The organism is Thaumasiovibrio subtropicus, assembly GCF_019703835.1.
Lineage (GTDB): Bacteria > Pseudomonadota > Gammaproteobacteria > Enterobacterales > Vibrionaceae > Thaumasiovibrio > Thaumasiovibrio subtropicus.
The window spans coordinates 185963-211890 of sequence record NZ_AP023055.1; the positions used below are offsets into that span (position 1 = coordinate 185963).

Annotated in this window: 18 protein-coding genes; 10 read left to right on the top strand and 8 right to left on the bottom strand. The window is 46.2% G+C overall.

Annotated elements, in window-relative coordinates:
• Positions 1–88: 88 nt before the first annotated feature.
• Entirely contained in the window at positions 89–4075 is a 3987-nt protein-coding gene (locus TSUB_RS17160; protein ID WP_159064959.1) for a hybrid sensor histidine kinase/response regulator, read from the top strand.
• 150 nt (positions 4076–4225) lie between these two features.
• On the opposite strand, the gene TSUB_RS17165 is transcribed toward TSUB_RS17160, so the two are convergent.
• The gene (locus TSUB_RS17165) at positions 4226–5149 is read right to left on the bottom strand and encodes a LysR family transcriptional regulator (protein ID WP_087023142.1); all 924 of its coding nucleotides are present in this window, start codon (positions 5147–5149) and stop codon (positions 4226–4228) included.
• Between the two features lie 125 nt (positions 5150–5274).
• On the opposite strand from TSUB_RS17165, the gene TSUB_RS17170 reads away from it, so the two are divergent.
• Positions 5275–6135 carry an SDR family oxidoreductase gene (locus TSUB_RS17170; RefSeq protein WP_087023143.1) on the top strand — a complete coding sequence of 287 codons (861 nt, stop codon included), beginning with the start codon at positions 5275–5277 and terminating at the stop codon, positions 6133–6135.
• Positions 6136–6358: 223 nt separating this feature from the next.
• A complete protein-coding gene (locus tag TSUB_RS17175) occupies positions 6359–6724 on the top strand; it encodes a hypothetical protein (RefSeq protein WP_087023145.1) in 366 nt (121 codons plus the stop codon).
• A gap of 418 nt (positions 6725–7142) precedes the next feature.
• On the opposite strand, the gene TSUB_RS17180 is transcribed toward TSUB_RS17175, so the two are convergent.
• On the bottom strand, positions 7143–10457 hold the full coding sequence (locus TSUB_RS17180; protein WP_087023147.1) for a VPA1262 family protein: 3315 nt from the start codon (positions 10455–10457) through the stop codon (positions 7143–7145).
• A 639-nt stretch (positions 10458–11096) separates the two neighbouring features.
• Here TSUB_RS17180 and TSUB_RS17185 point away from each other — a divergent pair.
• The 3 genes from TSUB_RS17185 to TSUB_RS17195 all read left to right on the top strand — a co-directional run bounded on the left by TSUB_RS17185 (position 11097) and on the right by TSUB_RS17195 (position 12838).
• Positions 11097–11462: a hypothetical protein gene (locus TSUB_RS17185; protein ID WP_087023149.1), complete on the top strand. Its 366-nt coding sequence runs from the start codon at positions 11097–11099 to the stop codon at positions 11460–11462.
• 216 nt (positions 11463–11678) lie between these two features.
• Positions 11679–12188 (top strand): peptidylprolyl isomerase, encoded by a 510-nt coding sequence (locus TSUB_RS17190; protein WP_087023150.1) that lies wholly within the window; start codon positions 11679–11681, stop codon positions 12186–12188.
• Between the two features lie 284 nt (positions 12189–12472).
• A complete protein-coding gene (locus TSUB_RS17195) occupies positions 12473–12838 on the top strand; it encodes a hypothetical protein (RefSeq protein WP_087023152.1) in 366 nt (121 codons plus the stop codon).
• 315 nt (positions 12839–13153) lie between these two features.
• On the opposite strand, the gene TSUB_RS17200 is transcribed toward TSUB_RS17195, so the two are convergent.
• The 3 genes from TSUB_RS17200 to TSUB_RS17210 all read right to left on the bottom strand — a co-directional run bounded on the left by TSUB_RS17200 (position 13154) and on the right by TSUB_RS17210 (position 15245).
• Entirely contained in the window at positions 13154–14128 is a 975-nt protein-coding gene (locus TSUB_RS17200; RefSeq protein WP_087023154.1) for a serine hydrolase domain-containing protein, read from the bottom strand.
• Between the two features lie 241 nt (positions 14129–14369).
• Positions 14370–14663 (bottom strand): Fis family transcriptional regulator, encoded by a 294-nt coding sequence (locus tag TSUB_RS17205; RefSeq protein ID WP_087023156.1) that lies wholly within the window; start codon positions 14661–14663, stop codon positions 14370–14372.
• A gap of 144 nt (positions 14664–14807) precedes the next feature.
• Positions 14808–15245, bottom strand: a complete 438-nt coding sequence (locus TSUB_RS17210; protein WP_087023158.1) for a hypothetical protein — start codon at positions 15243–15245, stop codon at positions 14808–14810.
• A gap of 82 nt (positions 15246–15327) precedes the next feature.
• On the opposite strand from TSUB_RS17210, the gene TSUB_RS17215 reads away from it, so the two are divergent.
• Positions 15328–15765 carry a MarR family winged helix-turn-helix transcriptional regulator gene (locus TSUB_RS17215; RefSeq protein WP_087023160.1) on the top strand — a complete coding sequence of 146 codons (438 nt, stop codon included), beginning with the start codon at positions 15328–15330 and terminating at the stop codon, positions 15763–15765.
• Positions 15766–15872: 107 nt separating this feature from the next.
• Here the strand turns inward: TSUB_RS17215 and TSUB_RS17220 are convergent, their stop codons facing one another.
• A complete protein-coding gene (locus TSUB_RS17220; protein ID WP_087023162.1) occupies positions 15873–17051 on the bottom strand; it encodes an MFS transporter in 1179 nt (392 codons plus the stop codon).
• A gap of 2 nt (positions 17052–17053) precedes the next feature.
• Positions 17054–19120: a TonB-dependent receptor gene (locus tag TSUB_RS17225; RefSeq protein WP_087023164.1), complete on the bottom strand. Its 2067-nt coding sequence runs from the start codon at positions 19118–19120 to the stop codon at positions 17054–17056.
• Positions 19121–19558: 438 nt separating this feature from the next.
• Here TSUB_RS17225 and TSUB_RS17230 point away from each other — a divergent pair, with 438 nt between their 5' ends.
• The 3 genes from TSUB_RS17230 to TSUB_RS17240 are packed head-to-tail and all read left to right on the top strand — an operon-like array spanning position 19559 to position 24883.
• A complete protein-coding gene (locus TSUB_RS17230; RefSeq protein ID WP_087023166.1) occupies positions 19559–21001 on the top strand; it encodes a sugar ABC transporter substrate-binding protein in 1443 nt (480 codons plus the stop codon).
• Positions 21002–21021: 20 nt separating this feature from the next.
• The gene (locus TSUB_RS17235; RefSeq protein ID WP_221274625.1) at positions 21022–23724 is read left to right on the top strand and encodes an ATP-binding protein; all 2703 of its coding nucleotides are present in this window, start codon (positions 21022–21024) and stop codon (positions 23722–23724) included.
• 40 nt (positions 23725–23764) lie between these two features.
• A complete protein-coding gene (locus TSUB_RS17240; protein ID WP_087023170.1) occupies positions 23765–24883 on the top strand; it encodes an ATP-binding response regulator in 1119 nt (372 codons plus the stop codon).
• A gap of 88 nt (positions 24884–24971) precedes the next feature.
• Here the strand turns inward: TSUB_RS17240 and TSUB_RS17245 are convergent, their stop codons facing one another.
• A complete protein-coding gene (locus TSUB_RS17245; RefSeq protein ID WP_087023172.1) occupies positions 24972–25748 on the bottom strand; it encodes a glycosyltransferase family 25 protein in 777 nt (258 codons plus the stop codon).
• Positions 25749–25928: the final 180 nt, after the last annotated feature.

Here is a 25928-nt window from a genome sequence, read left to right on the forward strand (position 1 = left end):
TGACTAAATAACTTCTTTTACTAATATTATTATTAATAAGTATAGAGTGATTTTTATTACGTGGGCGATTTTATCGTTAGGTGATTCAATGGGGTCGGTTAAATCCTTATTGATAATGCTGTTTGTTGTTATTTCATTTTGTTCCGCTGCAATGTTTAACGTGACGATGAATATTTCTGAGTTGCGAGATGAAAATAGCTTTTATAACCGACAGCTACAGACTTTCTATTTGCTTTCTCATGAATTACAGGAGAGCTCTGAGCTATTGAGTCGATTTGCGCGCGCGTATGTGTCGACAGGGGAAGCACGGTGGTTGCAGTTGTATGAACAGGTGTTGGCAGTTAGAAGTGGAGAGTTGGTGATCCCTGAAGGAGAGGAATATCAGTTCTGGAGTGGCGTTGTTAGTCATCCTGATGCATTTGTATTCACAAAGCCCGTAGGTAGGATGCAACCTCTGCTTACTCGCATTCGTCTATCCGGGATACAGCCCGTGGAGTTTGTCGAGTTGCAAGCCGCTTTGGCACTGTCAGATGATCTTGTTCTTATTGAAAAGCAGGCGTTTTTGGCGATGGCTGGAAAAGAAAAAGGGCCGCTCGGGCAGGTGATTGACACTGGAAAACCCAACCCGCCATTGGCAAAAGCCTTGCTGTTTAGCGAGCGTTACTTCGAAGAAAAAACCAAGATCATGACGGCAATCGGCAATGCACATAATGTGATTGTGCAGCGTATGAAGGCCGAAGTGCTGACTCGAGACAAAGCAGCAGAGCGTTATGAATCCCTTAACCTCGCTTTAATGAGCACCTTGGTCTTTGTGGTGGCACTGGCGTTTATGTTGCTTTGGGTGTTTTACATCTTCCCGTTGAGTAAGTTGCTGAAAAAAGTGGTGAGTCATGTGCAGCAGAAAGACTTTGCATTCACGTTAGATCAGCGAGTGCGTGGTGACCTAAAGCAATTTGTGGATAGCTTAAACGTGGTTTTTGAACATGTTGCCAGTCAATTAACTCAAAATACGCTGGTGAAAGATTTCAATATCATTTTGCGCCGTAGCCGAGATGTACAGAGCTTGAGCCGTGAAGTGACCCACTTTTTGGTGCGGAGCCTGCCTGTCGAGATGGTGGGTATGTATATCTATCAAGAGGGCAAACTAACCCGTCTTGCCGGTGTGGGGTATGACGATCAAATCGAGAGCCCCCATCAAGGTTACACGCTGACTCAACTCGAAATTCTGTTGTCTTGTAAGAAGTATCATATGGCAGATTTGAAAGGAAAATATTCCGTTGACCTTAACGGCGGGATATTGCAATTAGAAGAGTTGATCTTTTTTCCTTTGCACGTCAACAACGAGGCAGTGGCTTTGCTTGAACTGGGTGCTGCCAATACGCCCGCCAAAGGGAGCTTTGACTGGTTAGATAAAGTCCTCAATGATCTGGCATTGAGTATTCAAGTTAACCTCAATAATGAGCAACAACGCGAAGCCGAAATGCGCGTCCGTCAGCAATCGCAGCTCAATCAAAGTATTCTCAATGCGTCACCAAACCCGATGTATTTCCTGTCTAACACGCGCCAATATCAACGCATCAATGCCAAGTTCATTGACTTGATCGGCCACCCAGCGGAGGCCATTATCGGCGCCCGACCGGGGGATCTGTTTGCCCCGGATGTGGCCGAAGCGATGAGCAAGGTGCATGGTGAGTTGCTTGGTACGGAAGCACAGAAAGAGTATGAAATCCGCTTGGAAACCGAAGGTGATCACGCCTATGAAATGGTGGTGTTCGAAGCGGCGTTTCAAGACGATGAGAACAATGTCTCGGGCATTGTCGGCATGTTGCTCGATCTTACTGAACGCAAGCAGATGGAAATTGCACTGCGTGAAGCGATTGAAGTGGCCGATTCTGCGAGTCGGGCAAAAGGGGAGTTCCTCGCCAATATGAGTCACGAGATTCGCACGCCAATGAACGCGATTTTGGGGATGGCCCATCTTGCCCTAAATACTGAATTGGATGATACGCAGGCCCGTTATGTTTCACGGATCAATGAATCTGCCGCCACTTTACTTGGCATCATTAATGACATCCTCGACTTCTCGAAAATTGAAGCGGGAAAGTTATCGGTTGAAGAGACTAACTTCGCCTTAGATGACGTCCTGGATGGTATGACCTCGATGATTTCGATTAAAGCCGCCGAGAAGGAGGTTGAGTTTATTCTCGATATTGACCCACATATTCCTGTTAACTTGGTGGGCGATCCGCTGCGTTTGGGACAAGTGCTGGTTAATTTAAGCAGCAATGCAGTGAAGTTTACTGACGAAGGAGAGGTTGTGGTCGCCGTGACTATCGCGGCGCAAACGGAGAAGACTATCAGTCTGCGATTTAGGGTTATCGACAATGGCATTGGGATAGAGCAAGCCAAGATTGATGATCTGTTTGACTCGTTTACGCAAGCTGACGGTAGCACGACCCGAGAGTACGGCGGAACCGGTTTGGGTCTGACAATTAGCCAGCAGTTGGTTGCGTTGATGGGCGGGACCATCGAGGTTGAAAGCGTGGTGGGAGAGGGTTCAACGTTTTCATTTACTCTAGAATTTGGCCTACAAGCGGAAAAGATGCGCAGCAAAGCGTTTCAAAAAACGCATTTCGTCGGCAAGACGGCACTGGTGGTTGATGATAACAGTAACGCCTGCACTATTTTGGCTGGCTTACTGGAAGGGATGGGGATTCGCGCCGCAACGGTGTTGTCGGGTCGTGAAGCGTTAAATGTGTTACAGCATAACCAGTTCGACATGATCTTTGTTGATTGGAACATGCCGGATATGAATGGCTTTGAGCTGTTGAAAGCGATAGAGCCAGCACAGAAAGCGCAACCGATGAAACGCTTCTTGGTCACAGGTTATGGCCGGGAAGTTGCGCTTCGAGAAGAGAACAATGATCTTGTGGATGCGTTGTTATTGAAACCGGTTACACCTTCAAACCTCGTCGATGCGGTTGTGAACTGCTACGGCATGGCGTTGGCGTGCCCGCCTGATGCGCCTGAAGAAACCTTAACAGGTATCAGCTATCAAGGCGCTGACGTATTGGTTGTAGAAGATAACGAGATAAACCAAGAAGTCATTGCTGGCATTTTAGAGAACCTTGGGATTCGAGTAGCGCTCGCAAGTGATGGACAAGAGGCGATTGATTATCTTCAGGATCACGATGTTGACCTCGTCTTTATGGATATGCAAATGCCTGTCATGGATGGGATCAAGGCGACTAAAATATTGAGAGAAAGTGTCCGCTGGCAGGCATTGCCCATTGTGGCGTTGACGGCGAATGCCATGAAAGGAGACATTGATACCTGCCATGAGGCGGGTATGGACGATCACCTTAGTAAACCCATCGTCATGCTACAGCTCTATCGAATTTTGAATCAGTTCTTAGCTGAGTTTAGCCATGTAAAAACACCGGAAGAGGCGTGGTCGGACAATGCCGTACTGAGTGAGCCAGAGCAGCAAGCGTTAGCCATTCTTAAAGTAGATAGCATCGACAGAGTAAGCCAGTTTTGCTCAGGGGATTACGCCCGTTATTTATCACTGTTAACCATCTTCTTGCAGCGGCATGAAGACGATTTCGAGTTGCTGTGTCGTCTTTCTCAACATCCGGACAATCACCAAAAAATGGAAAAAGCGCGGGATCTTGCGCATACGCTTAAAGGAACCGCAGCAAATTTAGGCGCAGTCGCGATTGAACAAGCCGCCGCGATGGCAGAGCAAAAGTTAGAGCAAGGTGAAGCGGTTGAAGAGGCGGATGTTCGAGAGATCAGTCTCACCATCATGGAGGCGTTGCAGCGTTTGCTCGACGCAAAACAGCAGCCTAGCGAGAGTAGGAAGAGTGATATGGCAGTGAATGATGAAGAAGTTCAAGTACAACTCGACGCATTTCTTGCCGCCGTTGACGGGAATGATGTGGCGGCTGTGCGATATTTTGATCAGTTGGAGCAGTTCGGTCGCTGGGATAGCGCGCAACAAGCAGCGATAAAAGATGCCCTCGCCGTGTTTGATTTTGAGTTGGCGAGGAAGCTGGTGGCACAAACTGAGTAGATCCGCGCGTTGTGACGACTCGCATTCGGCTATTATCTCAACAGACTGACTCAGCGAGAAAGCTCGCCGAACGAAACATATCTTGCGGTTAGATCACAAAATGGGCTAAGTCTCTCAAGGTGAAAACCAAACAAGCGTTTGTATTTGCAATTATTCGGATATGCCCGGCAGTTGATGAAGCTGTCGGGCTTTTTCGCTCGCAAAGGCCATAAATGTCTGCAGTGTTTGAGATTTCACCCTTGCTTCATCAAAGACCATGTAAAAACCGATCGCCTCGGGCCAGAGGGAGCGGCATACCGGGACTAAACTGCCGGACTCTACCGCTTGATGTGCGTCGTAGGCATTGGTGTAGAGTATGCCCAATCCAGCGACTGCGGCACGGACGCCCTGAGCGGGAGACTCCAGCAGAATGTTCGTGGTTGGGGTATAGTGTGTGAGCTTACCGCCATCATTCAAAGACCACGGAAAGCGCCGCCCTTGTGCGCCAACGCCCACGGTTTGCTGCTGCTTCAGCCATGCCAAGCTATCCTCTTGCAGCTGCTTGTCTTTCTTCTCTCTCTGCTCTAGGTATGAAGGGGCGGCATACAACCCATACTCAAAGCTGAAGATGCGCCGTTGATGTAAGCCTGAGTCAGGTAATGGCCCCTGCCGAAACGCCAGATCAATACGATGCTGATAAAAGTCTAAGTATTCATTACTACCTACCACTTCAATCACAAGGTCTGGGTGCCTTTGTTTAAACTCAATTAACCAATCACTCAGCGGATATTCTACAAACTGGTTTGGGGCGGTGACGCGAAACCTGCCAGAGATGGCGCCATGGCTGTTGACCCAATCTAAAACGGTGAGATAGTCGCGGTCGAGGTTGGTCATCAGTGCCAACAGCTCCTTCCCAGACTCGGTTAAACGCATGTTGCGTGTATTTCGCACTAACAGTTGGCGACCAATCGCTTTTTCAAGATGGGCAATTCGTCGACTGACGGTGCTGGCGGGTTGATCGAGCTCTTCTGCCGCTTTGCTAAAAGAGCCCAGCTTAGCCACGGTGACAAACCAAAAGCTCGCTTGAATATCCATATCTACCTCTGATTAATTTCACCATATTTGAGAAACTGATAGTCAATTTAACCCATTATTAAGTGAATTGGCTAGCGGTAGACTGTTTCTATTCGATGAGAAGAGCTAACAGAAGGAACAGCACAATGATTAAAACTGTCGCAGTGATTGGTGGAACAGGCATGCTAGGTAAACCCGTGAGTGAAGCATTTGCGCGTGCAGGATATCGGGTTGTTGTGGTGTCACGAAATGCGTCTAAGGCCGCCGCCGTATTTAACCCGCAACTTGATATCACAGTAAGAGAAGCGGATATGTTTCATCCCGCCCAGCTCGAACAGGCTTTGCATGATGCGGATGCGATTCACATCAACTTGAGTGGCAACTCTCCGGCAACCTATGAAAAGAATCACATTCAAGGTACTGAAGCCGTGCTGCGAGCGAAGCCAACGCACACCCAATTGATCACGATGATCTCCACCGCGACCGCCTATCCGCAGAATGACTTTCGCGTGGATACCAAAGCAAAACTTGCGGCCGAGCAGTTACTCAAGGAGTCAGGGACTCATTACATGACCTATCTCCCGAGTTGGTTTTACGAAACGCTAGAACTCCTTGTGGACACCAATACGGTGACCACCATGTGTGACGCAACACAGCCATTGCATTGGGTCAGTGCAGAGAGTTTTGCCAATGCGGTAGTAGACAGTTACCAGCAGCCAAGCTTGTTTAATCGCCGCCTTACCCTCTTTGGCCCAGAAAAAATGACCATCAATGAGGCTGCCGATAAATATGCCGAACATATGGGCTATCAGCGCTTCCACATGAGTAATGAAGAAGCCATCAGCTACGCAAAGGATACTCAGGACGACACGCTATTAGATGCGGTTGATCTACTACTTTATACCGAGAAAGTGGGTGAACACGCCGATCCGAAAACGCTTGATCACCCATTAGTGCTAGGTAGCCACTTTGAGAATTGGTTGGACACCCGAGTGACAGGTTCGTAACTGATTGGTTGTCACCTTGATATCAACAGGTTTGTATTTTGGCTTTTTATATTGATAAGAGCTTTCGTGGCGATCGTCACATTCGTTCAATTTATGTTCAGTTCGGATTGATATTATAAACCCATCAAAGAGAGATGAGGCCAAGGCAAAACGCCGAGAGCCATCATCTCAATAAGCGAGAAAAACTCGCACTCTCAAAAACGGTTTAGTCGGAGAATTGAATATGAAAAAAGTAATCGCTACTACAGTTATGGCTTTGGGTCTTTTCGCAGCTGGCGCACAAGCAAGCTATACACTTGAAGAGACGCAAATGTTCGCGGGCTCAGATAACTTCCACGCGCAGGTGCAAAACCACCGTGCATTGCAAGGTGAAAACCAGGTAGGCACTGACGCGATGAGCCTTTACAGCGCAGAAGAAGTAAGTGCTTTCGCGACCTCAGGTGATTTTCATCAGCGAGTACACGCACAACGCCTTCAAAATGGAGAGGTACCAGAAGGGGTATTTGCAGGGGCGCTAAGCCTTGAAGAAACCCGCCAATGCGGCACCGCCAGTGATGTGAACGTGTGTTTAGGTCGACTTGCGAGTTAAGCTATCCCAACAGAATTGATGTACCAAAGGCAGCAAAATGCCTTTGGCAACAAAGAGGTTACTTAGCGTAAAGAAGCACCCAGAATGCTTTGTTCGATTTGCTAAGCCATGGAAATAAGAATTTAAATTCGATAAACCATTGGAACCGATTTTGTTTACGCCACCCAATTTTGGGTGGCGTTTTTTTGTTTGGTGAAAATGCGCTGACTGGCTATGGGCTATGGGCTATGGGCTATGGGCTATGGGGGCTAGTTGTAGATTGTTTTTGGACATGAACGTTTTATAGGTTTTGCTAAATTAGTAAATTACAGATTACTTTTCGTATCGAAAACTCACACTTAACTGGCCAGCATTTCTTATCCACTTAGATAAGTAAGTAACATAAGAGACTGCGCTGAGAACACAGTCTCTTCGAGAATCACTGACAGGAGTTGATTGCAGTATCAACGGTATTTAAGATGTTATTGCACTTGATCTGATCAGGTTCGCGCCTGAAGTATTTCAACAGGTCTTGATTCGTAAAGTTTTCCCTATCAGAATCCGATAGGCGTTCGATCAACGATTCGCTTTGCTCTAAAAGCCCCTTTAATTGCTGGCTTTCATCGCAATCAACGAAAAATGAAATTCGACAAGATAGAGCATAGAGCCAAAGGTTAACATTGTACGCGTTGATGTAGGATGACCAACTGATCTGAGCGCTCAATGGTTTCCTGATTGTTCGAGCAAGCGAGTTGAATATTTTCCAGAGTTCACTGATGACATGTGCTTGGTCTGTTGTGTTAATATGTGCCACCAAAATGGCTAGCTCATCGGTGAATGCACCATCACCTTCAATTTTGAAATACAGGTTGTCACCACCATCAAGTATCGATAGCCACTGGGCTTTCAGTTCTCCCAGCCATGTCCTTGACACTTGTGCTATATCAATCACCTTCATTTCGATCATAGGTATCAGCAAAGATTCTAGAATCCACGGCGTGGAGTGATGAAGTTTACCCAGTCTGTCACGTAGAGGTTGAAGGGTGTCTTGTAGTTGTTTGTCAGTCAATGGGGTTTCAAACAACTGAAGGAGTTTGATGATCAATTGTGATTTGGCATCAGAATTATCGTTATTTGCCTCGTTGATAAGCCAACATAAGACAGCTTTCTGTTCACAGGTTGACTTGACAAGGCTGAGTTTAGATAGTGCATCGGTACTGAAATTACCGTAGTTGATTGCATTCTTTAAGGCATGAAGCCCTAACCAAGTTGCTACGCTCGCATCGCTTTTAAGAAGCGCTTCGATCTTTTCGGAATTTTTATCAAATTCTAATCCCAAATAAATAATATAGAGTGCTTGCTCAACCAGAGCACGTTTTCGGTGATGTTCTCCAACAGTGTTAGAACATGCAACACTCAACCAGTCGATGAGGTCTTGAGGAGCTCTTGACCATAGGATATTGAGGGCGTAATAGTCACTCCATGCAGTTTCAAAACCCGAGCCGCGGAGCACTCTACTTGGTTCTTCGTTAGACAGGAGAAGCTCGCGGAGGCTCTTCGCTCGGTAATGTTCTATATCGAGATAACTCTTTTTGATTTTTGCCGGTAGAGCATCGACTCTTAACGGGTTCAAATGTTCCAGAAGCTTCTGTTTCAGCTCACCAGATAAAGGGGAGTTATCTTCTATGGATAAACTACCTGCATGTGAGTAAGCCAGAACATAACCAAGTGCATCCCAAGCAGAGTGAAAATCTTGGAGTGGAAAACCTTCATTCCAGAATTTCGACGGAAGCTCTTCGAAGCGCTCTGGAGCAAGCTCTCCATCTTTCATGTACTTCTTAGAATGCATCATATCGAGCAGAGCAGAGCCAGAGAGCCCTGCTAACTCCTGGTCGTTCAGCCACCACGCAAAAACTTCACCTGACCGACAGGCGTCAATAAAGGAGGATTGATGGTTTAGTCCTACTCCACATGTTTTATTTTCAGGGCTATAAGTATTCGAGTCGAAAATGAGCTTTGCGGTAGGGGATTGCTTCCTACTCCCATGCAAAGTGCTCTGGATTATTCCATCAGCGAACTCGAATACGCTGGGCAATATATCAAGTGGGATTGGAGTTGCGAGCAATGGGAAGTTGTCATTGGCTCGCTGTATCGAGTTGGATAAGTGGTAGCCTGCGAGTGGTTTACCATCGGCTGATCGAATCAAGATCATTCGATCATGTATCTTGCTATCAGGCACAGCCAGCACCTTTAGCTGAACATTGCCGAAGTAACCATTGCCCCATCCATCACAACTCGCAAGCAATCGTTGGATGCGAGTTGGCTGTTTAGGCGACAGCTCGCTGTCCTTATTTACCTGCTTCTCGGTGGTGATTATGAGGTAGTCTCCCTTTTCAGTGCCGAGCCTATTTAGAAGATTTATTCCGACATCTTCCATGAACGGATCGAACCAAGCTATTTGAGCATCATGATGTCGCTCGAATATACGGCGTAGCCAATCGACCAAGTGCAAACGACTTGTACCACCACTACTAGAGAGTGTTAGAAAGAAACGTCCGGTCGATGCCTTCGGAAGTAAATTATTCACATTACTTTCAATCAGACAACTTTGACTAACCCATGGATCATTGAAGTGTCCACCAATGACCGAATGCGAATTCCGAACCGCCCGCGCAACACGTCCAGTAGCGTCAAGTTTTGCCTTCTCTCGGGCTGGCACTTGCTTCTCTAGCCAACCCATACGATCAGTTGAGCTAATCGGCTCAACCATCTGCATGTTCAGATTGACACCACGGGCGAAGTATTTCCCTGTCTTTAAAAGCAGGTATGATTCCTCGCCAGCTTTACCTAATGCATAGATCTCTAGAGTGAATGCTGTGGTCACTTGGTTCTTGAAGTCTTCGATGATGAATTTGTGCTCTAGCGGATAAGACATACTCTTATCAAGGCGAGAAACGTATGAAGCTTGCACGCTATCATTGCTATATGCATTCAATATAACCATTAGGTCGGCTGGTTCTTGTGTGAGCGACTCGAAGAGTTTAAGAGAGGAGTGTTTGCCTTTTAGTATGATCTCAAATTTGCGGCGTTCAGAATTGGTCAGGCCTGGGGCGCAGATAAATTCTAAATCACCCAAGCGCCAAGCATCTATCGTTGCGAAAGCCATCCCAGTGTCAGCATCCAGTGCATTGCAAACTGTCTCAGCAATCTGACGATCTTTTCCTTCGGGGACAGTGAAAATGCTGGTTTTTTCTTCTGGAAAAACAGCACAGCTGTCGACGCTCGCATAGCTGGTAGGGCTTAGGCGTTTGGTTTGCAAAGGAAAGTCATCTCGTGTTGGCAGATGCATTACTGGGCGCACGCAAGGGTTGGTGCCGAAGATGACTGAACCGATCTTGGCGTTCAGCTTATCGCTTAGTGTGAGAGCTGCATGTTGACTCGCCTCATGAAGAGAGAAGCCGTCGATGAAGCTTTGGAGGAATACCTTGAGCTTTTCGGCTGATGTATGCAATGTCAACGTATGAATTCTGACAGAACATTTTTCATACAATGGTGTTCTCTTGGTATTCTTGCCGTTCCATTCATTTGACTGGAAGGTTCCGGGCAATGTTCTGCCGTAAAGAAACCGAAGCTCGCTAGCATTTTCGCGTTCGATCTCTAAAACCCAAATTTGGGAAACACTAGAGTTGCTAGCATCTCCAAACAAATCATAAAGCCTAAAGTCTGAGGACAATGTATTGAAATCTTGTATCATCTTGCTACCTTTGGGTTTGCAGGCATTGTTATAAGTTAAATTGGTATGACCCCAAAGTTCACTTCGAGTTTACCGTACTTAAATTACTACTCTTTATAGTGCCACATACTCACTTCACCCTACCTATCTCTCACGACTTATCTTTTTAGCAGTAATAGCGAAGATAGGTCAAAAGGTTGATTGGATGCCACTAATGGCATATAGATATGCGCATATTAAGGGTATTAGATAAATTTGGTCAAACGAGCAGGATTAGAATTGTTATGAGCAACAACTCTAAATGAAAAAGGGGCATAAATCATCTAGCTACATTCGACAGCCCACCCAGTTCTATTCGTGCTAGAGAAGTTGCGTTGTTCTCTCATTGCTTCAACGCAGTGCGCCAAACCATCGATGGCTTAGAATATCTAACACGCGTCGTGCGCAAATGAAGAACTTCTTTTAACGAGTTTGTCGCTAGTGACTATTACATTCATGTATGCGTGACGATCGTCACATTCGTTCAATTTATGTTCAGCTCGGATTGGTATTCTAAACCCATCAAAGAGAGATGAGGCCAAGGCAAAACGCCGCGAGCCATTATCTCAATAAGCGAGAAAAACTCGCACTATCAAAAACGGTTTAGTCGGAGAATTGAATATGAAAAAAGTAATCGCTACTACAGTTATGGCTTTGGGTCTTTTCGCAGCTGGCGCACAAGCAAGCTATACACTTGAAGAGACGCAAATGTTCGCGGGCTCAGATAACTTCCACGCACAGGTGCAAAACCACCGTGCATTGCAAGGTGAAAACGTTACTAGTACTGACGCAGTGAGCCTTTACAGCGCAGAAGAAGTACGCACGTTCGCGACCTCAGGTGATTTTCATCAGCGAGTACACGCACAACGCCTTCAAAATGGTGAGGTGCCAGACGGGGTATTTGCAGGGGCGCTAAGCCTTGAAGAGACCCGTCAATGCGGCACCGCCAGTGATGTGAACGTGTGTTTAGGTCGACTTGCTAGTTAACAGTACGAACAGCATTCAACACAAAAAAGACGCGCGAGCGTCTTTTTTTGATCTTGGCGATTATGCTTTTGAGGGAATGTAGTTTGAGTTTGCAGAACTCTGCGATAACTGAAAATGAGAAGTGGGTATCCGTAAGGCTTTGGGGCAGAAACTTGTTATTTGTCGTGACTACTCCCTATAATTGCGCGCATCACTCATTTGAGATTGCAATAGACAATGATTACCCTTCACACCAATTTTGGTGACATCCAAATCGAACTCAACAAAGACAAAGCACCTGTATCTTCACGTAACTTCAGAAAATACTGTGAAGATGGTTTCTATAACGGCACTATTTTCCACCGCGTGATTAAAGGCTTCATGATCCAAGGTGGTGGCCTGACAGAATTGATGGACGAAAAGGAAACGCGTGCGCCTATCACCAATGAGGCAAATCGCGGCCTAAAGAATATCACCGGTACCATCGCAATGGCTCGAACGGATGCTCCACACTCTGCAACTGCGCAGTTTTTTATTAATCTTGATGACAATGACTTCCTCGATCACACAGCGAAAACCAACAACGGTTGGGGCTATGCTGTGTTTGGCAAAGTGACTTTAGGGATGGAGGTTGTCAATAAGATTGCTGAGGTACATACGTTATCACGGATGGGGCATGATGATGTGCCAGCAGAGACAGTTATGATTGAACGGGTGACCATCGACGCATCAGAAGACGTTGGATAATACTGTCGACAATGCTATCCCAGTTAAATCAAGATGGAAGGTGAGGCGATGCAGTAAGAACGGTAGCGGTGACATTAACAACGACACTCTCCCCATATGACCTCATATGCACTCATTGTGGTAATGAGTGACTATCGTCACATTTGTTCAATTTATGTTCAGTTCGGGCTGGTATTCTAAACCCATCAAAGAGAGATGAGGCCAAGGCAAAACGCCGCGAGCCATCATCTCAATAAGCGAGAAAAACTCGCACTCTCAAAAACGGTTTAGTCGGAGAATTGAATATGAAAAAAGTAATCGCTACTACAGTTATGGCTTTGGGTCTCTTCGCAGCAGGCGCACAAGCAAGCTATACACTTGAAGAGACGCAGATGTTCGCGGGTTCAGATAACTTCCATGCTCAGGTGCAAAACCACCGTGCATTGCAAGGTGAAAACGTCCACAGTGCTGACGCAGTGAGCCTTTACAGCGCAGAAGAAGTACGCACGTTCGCGACCTCAGGTGATTTTCATCAGCGAGTACACGCACAGCGCCTTCAAAATGGTGACGTGTCAGACGGGGTATTTGCAGGAGCGCTAAGCCTTGAAGAGACCCGCCAATGCGGCACCGCCAGTGATGTGAATGTGTGTGTCGGTCGACTTGCTAGTTAAGTTGCTCCAATAGAATTGATGTACCAAAGGCAGGAAGATGCCTTTGGCAACAAAGAGGTTACTTAGCGTAAAGAAGCACCTAGAATGCTTTGTTCGATTTGCTAAGCCATGGAAATAAGCATTTAAATTCGATAAACCATTGGAACCAATTTTGTTCACGCCACTCAGCTTTGGGTGGCGTTTTTTTGTTTGGTGAAAATGCGCTGACTATTTAGTGGTGACGTCTATCCGGTGCTGGCGTTTAGGATGTTGGTTGTGACTGAATGTAACGCTTGCCTTATCCCCGTTGATAGTCAGTGTTTACTTACCAAACGGTTAGAACTCAGAGACGAGTAACGGCAATAGGTGCTCAGTGAACAGCGTGACCCTGTCTTTGGGGCGCGGTACGAAGTACGATGTGATTGCGACCACTACCTCATCATTTGGCGATATCAACAGGGCGTTCCCGCCATCACCTAGAGCACAATAGCCGTTATTGATATCAGGCATTAGCCACCACAGATAGCCGTATCGACGCTCGCCCCAGCGGCTCTGCTCTGAAGTACTCTGGTGTATCCATGTGCTTGGCAGTAGGCGTTGGCCTTCCCAAATCCCGTTAGCAAGGTAAAGGTGCGCCAACCTAATGAGGTCAGATGTACTTAACACCAGCCCCCAGCCTGGCGTGTTGTCGCCGCGAGGATCGGCAACCCAGCCGCGATCACGGGCAGAGCGAGTAAAATCGAGGTGCTGCTGTCGACCATTCAAGGTAATGCTTTTCACGTGCGCAATGCCAAGCGGCGCAAACAACGCCTTATTTGCGTAGTCGGCCACACATTGTCCAGTCGCCTTGCTCAGCAGCCCAGATAAGACATGCAACGCGGGAGTCGTGTACTTAAACTGCCCAACTTCGCCTTTTCCCCCGAGAAGATCCAGCGACGCCATTGTCCAATCGTGGCTCGAGTAGATACGTGTATACGGCTCACTCTTAAACTTGTAAGGGGCGGTCATACTTAGTAGCTCCTTAATCCGAAGGTGAGGGAGTGTTTTTTCGCCGCGTTTTAATGCGTAGTCAGGGAAGAACTCCAAAACTCGCTGTTCAATGCTTTGTATCTCTCCTTGTTTAAGCGCAACCCCAATTAGCATCGAGAAGATACTTTTTGTGACTGAGGAGAGATGTATTGGGGTTTGGCTTGAAATGCCGGGGGCGAAATATTCAAGTGCTACCTTGCCTCGCCGGGTCGCAATCAGTCCAGCGACGTTGGGGTATTGACTGCTGATAAGATCTCTTATGGATTCATTGACATAGTTCATCGTGGAGCCTCATTCGCGACTAATGAGGCTGAAGGCTACGCAAATTATTTTAAAAATGGAAAGCTGAAAGCAGCCAGCGATGAGTTAGTTTTAATTCGAATGGAAGAGCGCACAATAATTTGAAAATGTAATCTGAATAGAGAGTCACTGAGTAGGGCTTAGCACGTCATACTTTGATTCACTCTTGAGCACTCTGCACTACTCTAAACCGGCCCATCGCCTTTTCGCGGCACCTGAGCTTTTATTGTATTTCGTAACTGATTTGCTTACTGACGTTCTTGAGTTGTACCCCAACCTTATTGAAGGCTTTTTGGATGGTAGAGGCGACATGCTGCTGGCCTTCTTTCGCTATAAAGCTTGCTCTATCTTCTTGTGTTTCAAATACACAGATAATTTTTAGGCTTTGTGGAAAGGATGAGAAGTTAACCGTGTGAGTGACCCAAAGAAAGCCGTCGTAACCTTTTAGCGTATCTTCACAAACGTCGGTCAATACATTCCTAATCAGGTTCTCGACCTTCTTATCGGATTTGCGCATGTAGAATAGTTCCTAATGGTAGTGGATGAGTAAGGGTGGCGACATACCGAGAGATTTAGGCATGAGAAGAAGTATGTCAAGCCAACTGGGGTTGCTACGCGATGATACTGTAGTCATTATTCAGCACATTCTTCACGCTGCCTCTTACTTTCTCTTTTGCGTAAACTTTTTTCCGTCAGTGATGCTCATTGTGATGAGGACCAGATTAACGGCACCAGCGATCACCTCAGCGGCTTGAAGCAAGTAGAATTGCGTATCTAAACGCCCTTCAATCGCCCATTGATTAAGAAAGATCGCCGCAGGAATCAGGACAAAAACACCATTTATGGCAATGAAGGGCATGCGTTTTTTCTTACGATTGATGACTCGCCCAGAGCGCTGTTTTGCCAATGAAAACCCTGTTGCTCCCGTTAGGGCAATCGCAGTAACTAAGATAAACAGCCCCGGAAAAACGATCAGGGCCTTCACTTTCCGCATCGCTTCAATTGAACCAAACAGTTCTACCAACAAGGTACTGCTAAAAAAGGTAGCGACACATAAGGTTGCTGTTATTGCCGCGGATCGATGGATTATCTGTTTCAAATTGCTTACCTAATCAGTATTATGACAACATGTTGTCAATATAGATCGTTTGACAATATGTTGTCAAACTCAGGAGGGTTGTATGGATTCAGATGGTGAAATGTTCACAAAGATCGTGCTGGGAATATTTAAAGTCAGTGGCCAACTCAACACAGAAGGCGACCGGATGAGTGAGGAGTTCGGCTTAAGCAGTGCACGCTGGAAAATTATGGGTGCAATCGAAAAGTCGGATGTGCGGCTTACGGTCCCCGAGATTGGCCGAGCCATGGGTCAAAGCCGGCAAGCCAGCCAAAGAATTGTTGATGTGATGGCAAAAGATGGCTTAGTCGCATTTATCGATAATCCCAGCCATAAGCGAGCAAAGCACATTACACTCACGTCCGAAGGCAAACGCATATATGACTTGCTTGATAGCATACAAGGGACATGGGCGACAGAAGCCGCAGCAGCGTTGACACGAGAAGAGTTGGATATCACCTTGCGTACCCTTCAGAAGATGGCTAAGTACTTTGATAAGTAGTGGCTCATAAACTGTGTGATTTTCATGAGTAACGCTAAGGCACTGTGTCCCTGCCCACTCGATCTTCAAAACAGTGTCTTGTTGACCAGCCTAGACATTCTGGCTGATCAAGCCTCTTGAGGTGGTTTGAATTTGGGTGTTTGAATGGCAAGCAGCACCAAAAACACCATTGCTGCAGCGGCCACGTAGAAGGGCAACTGTGGGTGGTATTGATAAATCAAGGATCCTAATGCTGGGCCAAGTGTCAGCCCAACTCCTTGGCTTAAACCATTTAAACCTGCCAGTTTACCTTGTTGGTGATCAGCAACTCGGCTTGTCATCAACGCCAAGTTGGCAGGCAAGAAAAGCCCGAATCCCATGCCCAGTAAACCCATCCCAAGTGCTAGCACCATTGGACTGGAACTCAAAGCACAGAGTAGAAGCGCCACTGCCGCGAACACGCTACCCATCATTCTGACGCGATGCTGGGCCGTTAAACTGGCGTGTTTGAGACAACTTAATCCGATTTGAGCGACGATCATGGCAAGCATGCTACTCATCATAATGCCGCCAGTCGTTTTGATGGTTTGATCGCCATTAAGCGCGAATGCATCTTGTAGTCGCCAACCGGTAATGGGTTGTAAAGCGCTATAGATGGTCAAGCAAATCACCGTTGAAACAAGGTAAATCATCGGCGCAGTGAGCGTGAAGGTCGATGCGGTCACCTTTGTCGTTGCGTTGTGTGTTTCGGGTAGCTTAAAGCAAACCCACAGTGAGGAGAGCGTCATTAATACACTCAGAGCAATAAAGCCTTCGACAAGCCCGTTTTGCCCGCTCATTATCGCTAACAGTCCACCCAATAGGGTGCCCGCACCGAACGTTGCCCCCATTACCCCCATGGCTTGCATTCGATTGTTCGGCGCTGTGATGTCACTGACTGTGGCTTGAGTTGCCGGTTTGAGTCCGGCGCTCAGGGCAGCTTGTAATACTCGAATACCCAACAGCATGTTGGCGAATAGACCGGGTAAGAGTGCAGCGTTTTTGATTAATAGGGCCAATAAAAAGGTGGTAACAGCGCTTGAAATCAAGCCAATGGCAAGGATCTGCTTTCGACCGAACCTATCGCAAGCCCAACCCCAAATAGGCCCAGTTATGATTAATAGTAGGGCGGATAAACTCATTATCAGGCCAACATGTAAATCAGCCATCATTTGGGCTCTGCCAAGGGCGGGCAAGCTGATAGCGAAATAGGCATGGCCTGCGCCGTTGGCAATCAATGCAAGAAGTAGTGGTCGAGTTTGTCGCATCTTTACCAATCCATTTTGACGGTGAGACCAAAGTAACGTTCGTGGCTATCTTCGACGACGACACCTTGTGGGGTGCTGACAGAGCGGCTATAGCGCAATTCATCAAAAGCATTGTCAATATTCAAGGCAAGTGAAGCATGGCTGAACTGATAGCCAAGTTCAGCATCAAGAGTGAAGTAGCTTGGATGCGATAAGGTATTTGCTGAATCGAAGTAGTATTTACTACTGCCTGAGCCAACCAGACGAGCGAACCAACCTTGCTGTGGACGATATTCAATCCCCACAGCGTACGTCAATGCCGGTGCCAAGGGGAGGTCATTGCCTGCTAAATCTTGGGAAACAAAGCCGGAGCCGTTAAAGGTATGAACAATGTACTGGTCTGCTTCGGCTGTCATAGCGCCGAGACGTGCGAAGCTGCTGATGGCATTGTACCATCGATAATCGGCCGAGAGCTCCGCGCCGTAACTGGTGGTCTTTGCGGCGTTTGAGATGGTCTGAACAAACCCCGGTTGTAGATCTGTAATCTGCTTATCTTGGGTCGTAATGTGGAAGATAGCGCCGGAAAATTGCAGTCTATCTTTGAGTAGCAAGGCTTTATAACCGAGTTCAATGTTGGTGCTTGTCTCTTCATCATAAGTAAAAGAAGCCAAGTTTTGTGCTGATGCGTAGTTAAAGCCCGCGGGTAAATACCCTTGTGCCGCTGAGAGATAAACTTGGCTTGTCGGCGAGAATTGATAGCGCAAGCTTGTCTTCGGTAGCCAAATCGTATGATCAAGATCTGCCTGGTACTGGTTGGCGGCGATGCTGTAAAAGCGCTGGTGGCCTTGTTTGTTGATTCGCTCAGCGCGTAAGCCTAATGTGAGTGCCCAATCAGGCTGAAGTTGCCACTCGACTTGCCCGAACGCTGCAATGCCAGATTGCGCTATTGCAGTGATACGTTGAGTGCGCGGCATCATTTGACTGCCGCCAATGGTAAAATCGATATCGCTATCTTGCTGGAAGAGATAGGCGCCAACGAGCCAGCGAAATGTCTCACTGGAAGGCGCGTTGGTCAGGCGCAGTTCTTGCGATAACATGTTGTCTTTCAACGTCATTACCGTTGGTGGCATCGGTGCCGGTGTGAGATCTAAATCAGTGGTAAAGTCGCGTCTAAACACGGTTCCGCCTGAGATCGATGTCAAGGTAAGCCCTTGCCAATCGTGGTCAATACGCAATGAGTGAATGTCGGTATCTCGGTGTTCGACACTGTTGCTATTGTAATTCGTGGTAAAGCGTGGTGTTGCTGCCAAACCGGTTAAGTAGCGCATTTGTGCTTTTCCCATCTCCAGACGGCTACTATGGCTGCGCCATTGCCATTGTGTATTCGAGCCTATAATCCCATCGAAACTGATATTGGCAGCGACGTTTTCTTGCTTCCCACTTTGTTTGTTGTCATCAAATAGGTTGTATTGCGGCCCCGACGTGTGCTCGGCTCGAATAGCGATCGACCCTGCGAGCACGTCATCCATTAGCGTATTACTGCCGCGCACTGCCAATACATGTGAGGGCTGATCGTCCTTTGCACCCTGAGTAATACCTGATGAAAGCTGGGCCGTTGCACGGGGTTGCCAGTCGGGGCTTTGGCTCGTTAACTTAATGACCCCGGCTTGAGAGTGGCGTCCGTAGAGATCCCCTTGGGGACCTTTGATCACTGTTATCGACTCGAAGTTGAACAAGGGAGGAAGCTGCGTACCACCAAGGGGAAGCGCGATATCATCAAGGTAATATCCGACGGGTTGTTGCAAGCTGGTGTTGTAGCCAGTGCTGCCTCGAATAGCAACTTGTGTTTGTACTGAAGAGTGCTCGACCCGCACATTGCTCACTTGTTGCTCAAGTGTTTCTGGGCTCGCTTTGCGGTCTTCGACGTTAACGGTGTCGATGCTGGCGGGAATCATCAAAGTAGGCTCTTGCCAATGGCGGGCCGTGACAATATACGTCTCGGAACTCGGCTGCTCAGCATGAGCTAGCGGAGTGAAGAACATGGCGCCGCTTATTAGGCTGAACGCGGAACGGATACGGGGCAAGGTCATTTAGCTACTCCTTGTCGGCAAAGTGACGATAGGGGTGCCATGTTAATGATGAGTTGCTCAGAAAAATATCAAATGGCGCACAGCGGAGTATCAAATGAGGAGTGGTGCGATTGATGGTCTCGGTGCGGTTGGGCTGGGTGCGTTTGTGAATCTGAGTTGTTGTGTTTTATCGGGCTCTTCTCTCAAGTTTGGCTTTTTGAATCTATAGATACTTATTAGGTATTCATGATGCCTTTTAGATCATGTGTTGGTGGTGCTAAGTGGCGTTTCATACCAACGTAAACTACCTTTTATATGTGTGTTTTTCCATATCTACTTGGATGCAGAGGTGGCGAGTAAGTCGGGGGAAACATTACTAATTTAGCGCATTCTTCTTTGGTAAGGATGTGTCGTTTTTGAATAAGGTGTATTTGGGTAAAAGACGGAGCTAGGTGAAAAATGCGGAATGCTAGAGTTAGACTACTCACGTTTGTCTTCACTGTATTTGTTTTATTGCCGCTAAATTTATTAGCAGATGAAAAACAGAAGACGGTAGCGGTGATTACGGTTGATTTTCAATCGAACACCATGCTGAGGTTTGGGGACTCTTTTTCACTGCGCGCCGAAGAATATGGCTGGAATGTTATCAAAGCGGAAATTTTTGGTGATTATAGTAAGGCCGATGCTTTCTTTGAAAACTTTGTTGAGCTAGAAGTCGACGCGATTTTTAACGACATGTTAGACCCGACATTAATCGAGTCTGCCCTGCTTAAAGCAAAAGAGGCGGGAATTCCCGTTATCAATGGCGATGCCGGTTTCCATCAAGATGTAGTGACCAATATTACATCGAATAATTATTTTCTATCAGCAAGAATCACCAAGTTTCTGTTTGACAAAATGCGCCGTGATAACAAAAACGAGTTACTTGCCGTGACATGGCTCGATCACCATGGCATTAGAAAGCGGACAGATATCATGGAAGCCATCTTGGCTGAGTACCCTGAAATCACATTGGTGAAAATGCATCACACCAGTATTCCGGGTCAGGTGCAGGATTCTAGAAACTTTGTGTCTGAGTATTTACGCAGCCATCCTGATTTTGATGGTGCAGTCTGGGCTGCGTGGGATGAACCTGCGGCGGGCGCGACACAAGCGATTTTGAATGCGCGAAAAGGAGACACGATTTACACCACGGGGATCGATGGCAACAAATGGACCTTTGATATGATCAGGCAGAAGCCGCCTTTTCTCGCCACTGAATCTCAGAACTTTGAGATGATGGGAAGACAAGTCGCAGACTGCATGAACGATATCTTTAACAAAGATCAGGATTCTGAAAAGCGCTACTGTGGAGAGGTGGTTCCCTACAATATGTATGTGCCCACCATTTTGGTTACTCAAGAGAATTTGCCTCAAGTGGGTCAGTTCCCGTGGAGTGAAACTGGTGAGTTTTCTCAACAATATGCGGACTCGTCAGTTTGGCCGTCACTGGATGGAAACTGGGGGGCAACAACCAATGATGACTTAACGCTGAATGACTACACATTGTCAGCACTCATTACGCCGCTGCTATTCGATAAGATGACCAAAGACAGTAAAACCGACTTATTGGTTGTCACAACAGATGAAAACGATGCGTCGCGAAGAAGAACAAGAATTATGGATGCGGTGCTTAAAACCTATGGCAACCTTGATCTGAAGGGACGAAACCATGTCAGCATTTCAGCGAGCTCGGCTGCGGATGCACAGGCGTCAGTCGTCGCTTTTCTAGAAAAGCACCCGGATTTTGAAGGCGGGATTTGGGCTTCGGTTGATGTGTTAAATCAAGGGGTAGTTGAAGCGATATCAACGCTAGACAGGCAGGACAATATATATACGTTGCTTGATATTAGTGATTTTTGAACGACATTATGCTGAAAAAGATGCGTGCAATAACGATGATAAAAGAAGCGAGTGTATATCATAGTATTAGTAGTAAGTTTGGTCTTACCTTACTTGTTGTGTTTATTATCGTGAGTTCAATACTTGGTGTCTTAAATTACTCGGAGTCTGAAAAGGAACTAGAGAAACAAGTTGAAGCTAAAATGGATGCGGCTTTGTCTCGATTATCTCTAGGCTTGGGAAAGCTACTTTATAATATCTACAGCGATCAGGTTTATCAGATTATCGTTTCTGAGATGAATGATGAAGAGCTGCACACCATTCTCATCAAAGATGCATCTGGATCATATGTTACCCATGGCAGAAGTCGCAATGATGATTGGCAGTTAAGAAATATCAACAAGGACCTCATCGATGGCGATGATGAACTCTATTATAAAGAGGTGGAAATATACTTTAATCCGATAGGCTCGAATAATGCAGATGACAACGAGTTAATGGGATATGCAAAAGTTTATACAACAAAGAAATTTCTGAGAGACAAACTTACCGATTTAGTCATCAGTACTATTGTCGAAAGTATATTGCTGTTTACCGTACTCTACTTCGCCATTTACATGATTCTTATGATGGTGGTGATTAATCCATTGCAGAAGTTGAAAATGTCGTCTGATGAGTTGGCTAAAGGCAATCTATCATTTGATATTGATATTGGACGTAAGGATGAGATAGGTAGCTTGGCAGATAGCTTTGTTATCATGCGAGACTCAATTCGAAAAAAAATCTCAGATTTAGATACGTTGAATACGACGGGAGAAGCACTTTCTGAAATTATCGCATCGAACAATCGTCAACAGTCCACACTCTCCATCGTCACGATTGTTAAGCGGGTGCTTCTTGAGTATTTAGATTTAGAAACTTGCGATGTGTTTATCCGGGACGAGAACGATAAGCAGGTTTACAGAGAGAACGGTGAGCTTGCACCCGCTGATCCCTTGCTTGTCGAGAGCATTGAAAGTCAGCAGGTGGCGGTGGATAAACGTCGTACAGAAGCGCGTTGTTGTATGCCAATGCTTCATGACGGAAATGTCATCGCTGTTTTCGATGTGAGGGGTAAGCCAGAAAGCTTTGACTATGATTCGATTGGTAACGAGTTTATCTCGACCCTGTTTAGAATGGGAAGCACCGCGGTTCTCAGGGTGATGATGTTAGATGATATCCAGCGATTAAACCAAGATCTTGAAAAACGGGTTAAAGAACGTACGGAAGAGTTGTCAATCGCGCAAATTCAGTCTGAGGAAGCCCGCAAGAAAGCTGAAATATCAAAAGATGAAGCGGAGCGGGCAAATCAGGCCAAAAGTCAGTTTCTGTCCAATATGTCTCATGAGTTGAGAACGCCGTTGAATGCGGTGTTGGGTTTTTCAGAAATGCTCAAAGCGCAGATGCAAGATAGTAAAAGCATGAGCTATCTAATGGCGATAAGCAGTGCGGGTAATACTTTGCTCGCGTTGATTAATTCTGTCCTCGATCTTGCCAAGATTGAATCCGGGAAAATGGAGTTGGAATACCGTCCTACATCACTTAGGCAGCTTGTCAACGAACTGCACAGCTTCTTTTACCAGCAGGCAAGTGAACGTGACATTCTTTTTGATGTGCAGATCAGTGATGATCTTGAAGATGGTGTTTTGTTAGATACGCTGAAGATGAAGCAGGTATTGATCAACCTGTGCAGTAATGCGGTGAAGTTTACCCGAGATGGTAGCGTGACGGTGGCTGTGAGAACCGCGAACTCTAGCTCTGATGCTCGGGTTGATATCTACATCGATATTACCGATACCGGAAAGGGGATCCCCAAATCGCAACAAGAAAGAATTTTCCAAGCCTTTGAGCAAATGGCAGGTCAAAAAAGTTCAGAATATGGTGGGACAGGTCTAGGATTAGCGATCACCCTTGAAATTGTTCACCTGATGGGGGGAACGATCAATGTGTTCAGCGAAGGTGAGAATAAGGGGGCGCGTTTCAGCATTGCAATACCGGATGTAGAAAAGTGTCATGCTGACGCCATTGAAACCATCACCGAGAGTCACACAGCAACATCTGAGCAAGTGTATTTCGAGTTCGCCAAAATACTGGTTGTCGATGACATCGCTTACAACCGAAACCTCATCTCAAGTTATTTATCCGACTGGGATTTTGACATTCTGGAAGCGGAGAATGGTCAAGACGCGCTTGAAAAAGTACATGAGTTCAATCCCGATTTGATCCTGACTGACCTGAAAATGCCCGTCATTGATGGTCATGAATTGTGCGCTAAGCTAAGAGATGAACTGGGTACAGATTGTATGCCGCTTGTCATGGTCACAGCGTCTGCATTAGTGGAAGAACAGAAGAAATTGCTCAAAGTGTGTAATGAGATTTTGACTAAACCGTTGGCAAAACAAACCCTTGTCCAGTCATTAACACAGTATTTAGAACATTCAATCGTTGAGATAAAACCTGATCACTTGTCACAAGGTGATGGCATTGACGTTCAGGCGTTAAATTTCCAATCCATTCCTGAAGAGATCCTTATCGAACTGATTGCACTTATTGAGATCGGCGATACCAAACAGGCGGTTGAGTTGTGCCACACTTTACCTGATGAGCTCTCGAATGAGTCACAATGGATCACAGACATGTTGGATGACTTCGAACTAGAAAAACTATTAGTGAAGTTGAAATTGAGTGATGACTTAGTGAGTTGAAACATGCTTGGCACGTTATCGTGCGCTTAAGGGAGTTGAAATGAACGAGATTATGATAGTTGACGATACACCGGCTAACCTCAAGCTGCTTGAGTCCATTCTGAGTGGCGAAGGCTATCACATCAGAGTCGCTATCAATGGAGACATGGCCTTAAAAAGCATTGCTAGCTCGCTACCAGACTTGATCTTGATGGATATTAACATGCCCGGCATTAGTGGCATTGAGACGTGCAAAAAGCTAAAGCAAGACCCCGAATTGTGTGATGTTCCGGTGATTTTCATCAGTGCAAGTTCGGATACGGAATCAATTGAGGAAGCGTTTGCTGCAGGGGGGTATGATTACATCACCAAGCCTTTTCGGGCAAGAGAAGTGCTTATTCGTGTAAAAAGCGTGCTATCCATACTACAAGCGCAAAATGAGAAATATCGCGCCCAGCTATTTTCGACGATGATTCAAATCACCATGGGTGTTGCACATGAAATGAATACGCCTATTGGTGTTTGTGTGACGGCAAATAGCTGCTTGCAATCACAAGCAAAGAAAATGCGTGAGAAACATGAAGCGAGCACGCTAACGCGTGATGATATTAGTGATTGGATTGATCAAGATGAAAATGTCTCTCAGTTGGTGACAAAGAACCTGCATAAGTTGGATCAACTTATTACTGCCTTCAAGACACTGCCGGTCCATGATGTGGCGGATGTCGAGGAGACGAATCTTGGTCAATTGGTACAAGAACTTGCAGAGGCGAAGACGCACTTCCTCGACCAGAAAAAGGTCGTGTTAAATTTACAATGTGAAGGTTTGGTTATTCCTGCAAAGAAGAAGCTCCTTGTCAAACTATTCGATAAGTTAATTGATAACTCTCTCGATCATGCGTTTGAAGATGACAATAAAGAAGAGCGTAAGATTGATATAACGTTAGAAAAAGTAGGTAGAGAGATCGCGATAGTCTATAGAGATAATGGCATTGGAATGGAGTTCAATGATCTAAAGAAACTCTTCGAACCCTTCTTTACGACCAAGAGAATTGAAAAACACATTGGGTTTAGTGCAACCATTATTTATATGACAGTGATATGGGGACTCGAAGGGAGTATTCAGGCTAAATCGAATAGCGGCCTCCAATATAATATACGCATCCCCATTCATAAGTAGTGACGTTTCGCGCGAGCCACCTCGAAATTCTCGTTGAACAAGCACCTTGAGGTGGTTTGAGTATGCCGATCGGTCGAGGCTGGCTGTTTTACCGATGTCGTTGGAAGGTTGGGCGAGACTTTTTTACCGTTACTGCGTATGTGAAATTGTAAAGTCCATTAAATGCCACATCACGTGATTTGCTGAGCAGTTTAAACGCTTTTGTCTTGACGGTTTTTTCGTGCTTGAAATTACGAGTGCCAATGGCTGAATCAAACTTTCCGCCTGTGAGTCCAGCGGGTGTGATGCCGTAAGTCGGCTTTTTATGAATCCATATGTTTCGCATGAATACATCAACGGGATAAAGGAACTCGTTGCTCTTTTTGATAAAGGCTTTCGCGACGCTGGGTGTGATGGCATAGGCAGTCATACACAAAGGAGTCTTAATATGCCGGATAAGACGTTGATGATGACCCAGTGACGCAACAGTGTAGTTGTGCTCGCGCTTTTTTGAGTAGTTTTCTAGTCGAATATAACCGCATTCTGCAATGTGCGCCTTAGCTGCTTCAATGGTGTGATTGAAAAGCTGTGCATCGATTTGAATGTCATCTTCAAAAACAACAATGGGTTCGTTGAGCTCCACGCAGCGTTGCCAAGCAAGATAGTGGCTCGCATAGCAACCAATTTCTCCCGGCGCTGCGGTTCGACCATTGAGATTGAAGAAACGTTGTTCATTGTATCTCCCCATTAACGCATGTGGGTTGTCAGCGCGCGCATCCACCGCAGAGAGCTTTTCGATGGCGAGTGAAGGGATTTGTTTGAGTTGCGAACGCGTCCATTTGTATCGCTCAATCTTGCTTTCTAGTGAGATAACTACCGCTTTCATTTTTGCATTCAGGGTTGGTTTGGCGTGTGGGAATTATACTTAACACTATGCTTTTATTGTGTTTTTACAATGAAAAACTTGTGTTGGCTTGGTGGGTTTTCTGAGGGCTTTGTTGCGGTGAGGTCAGCGTGTTGTAATGCTTATTTGGTATGACTGTACTTTTTATGTCCCATCATTTCA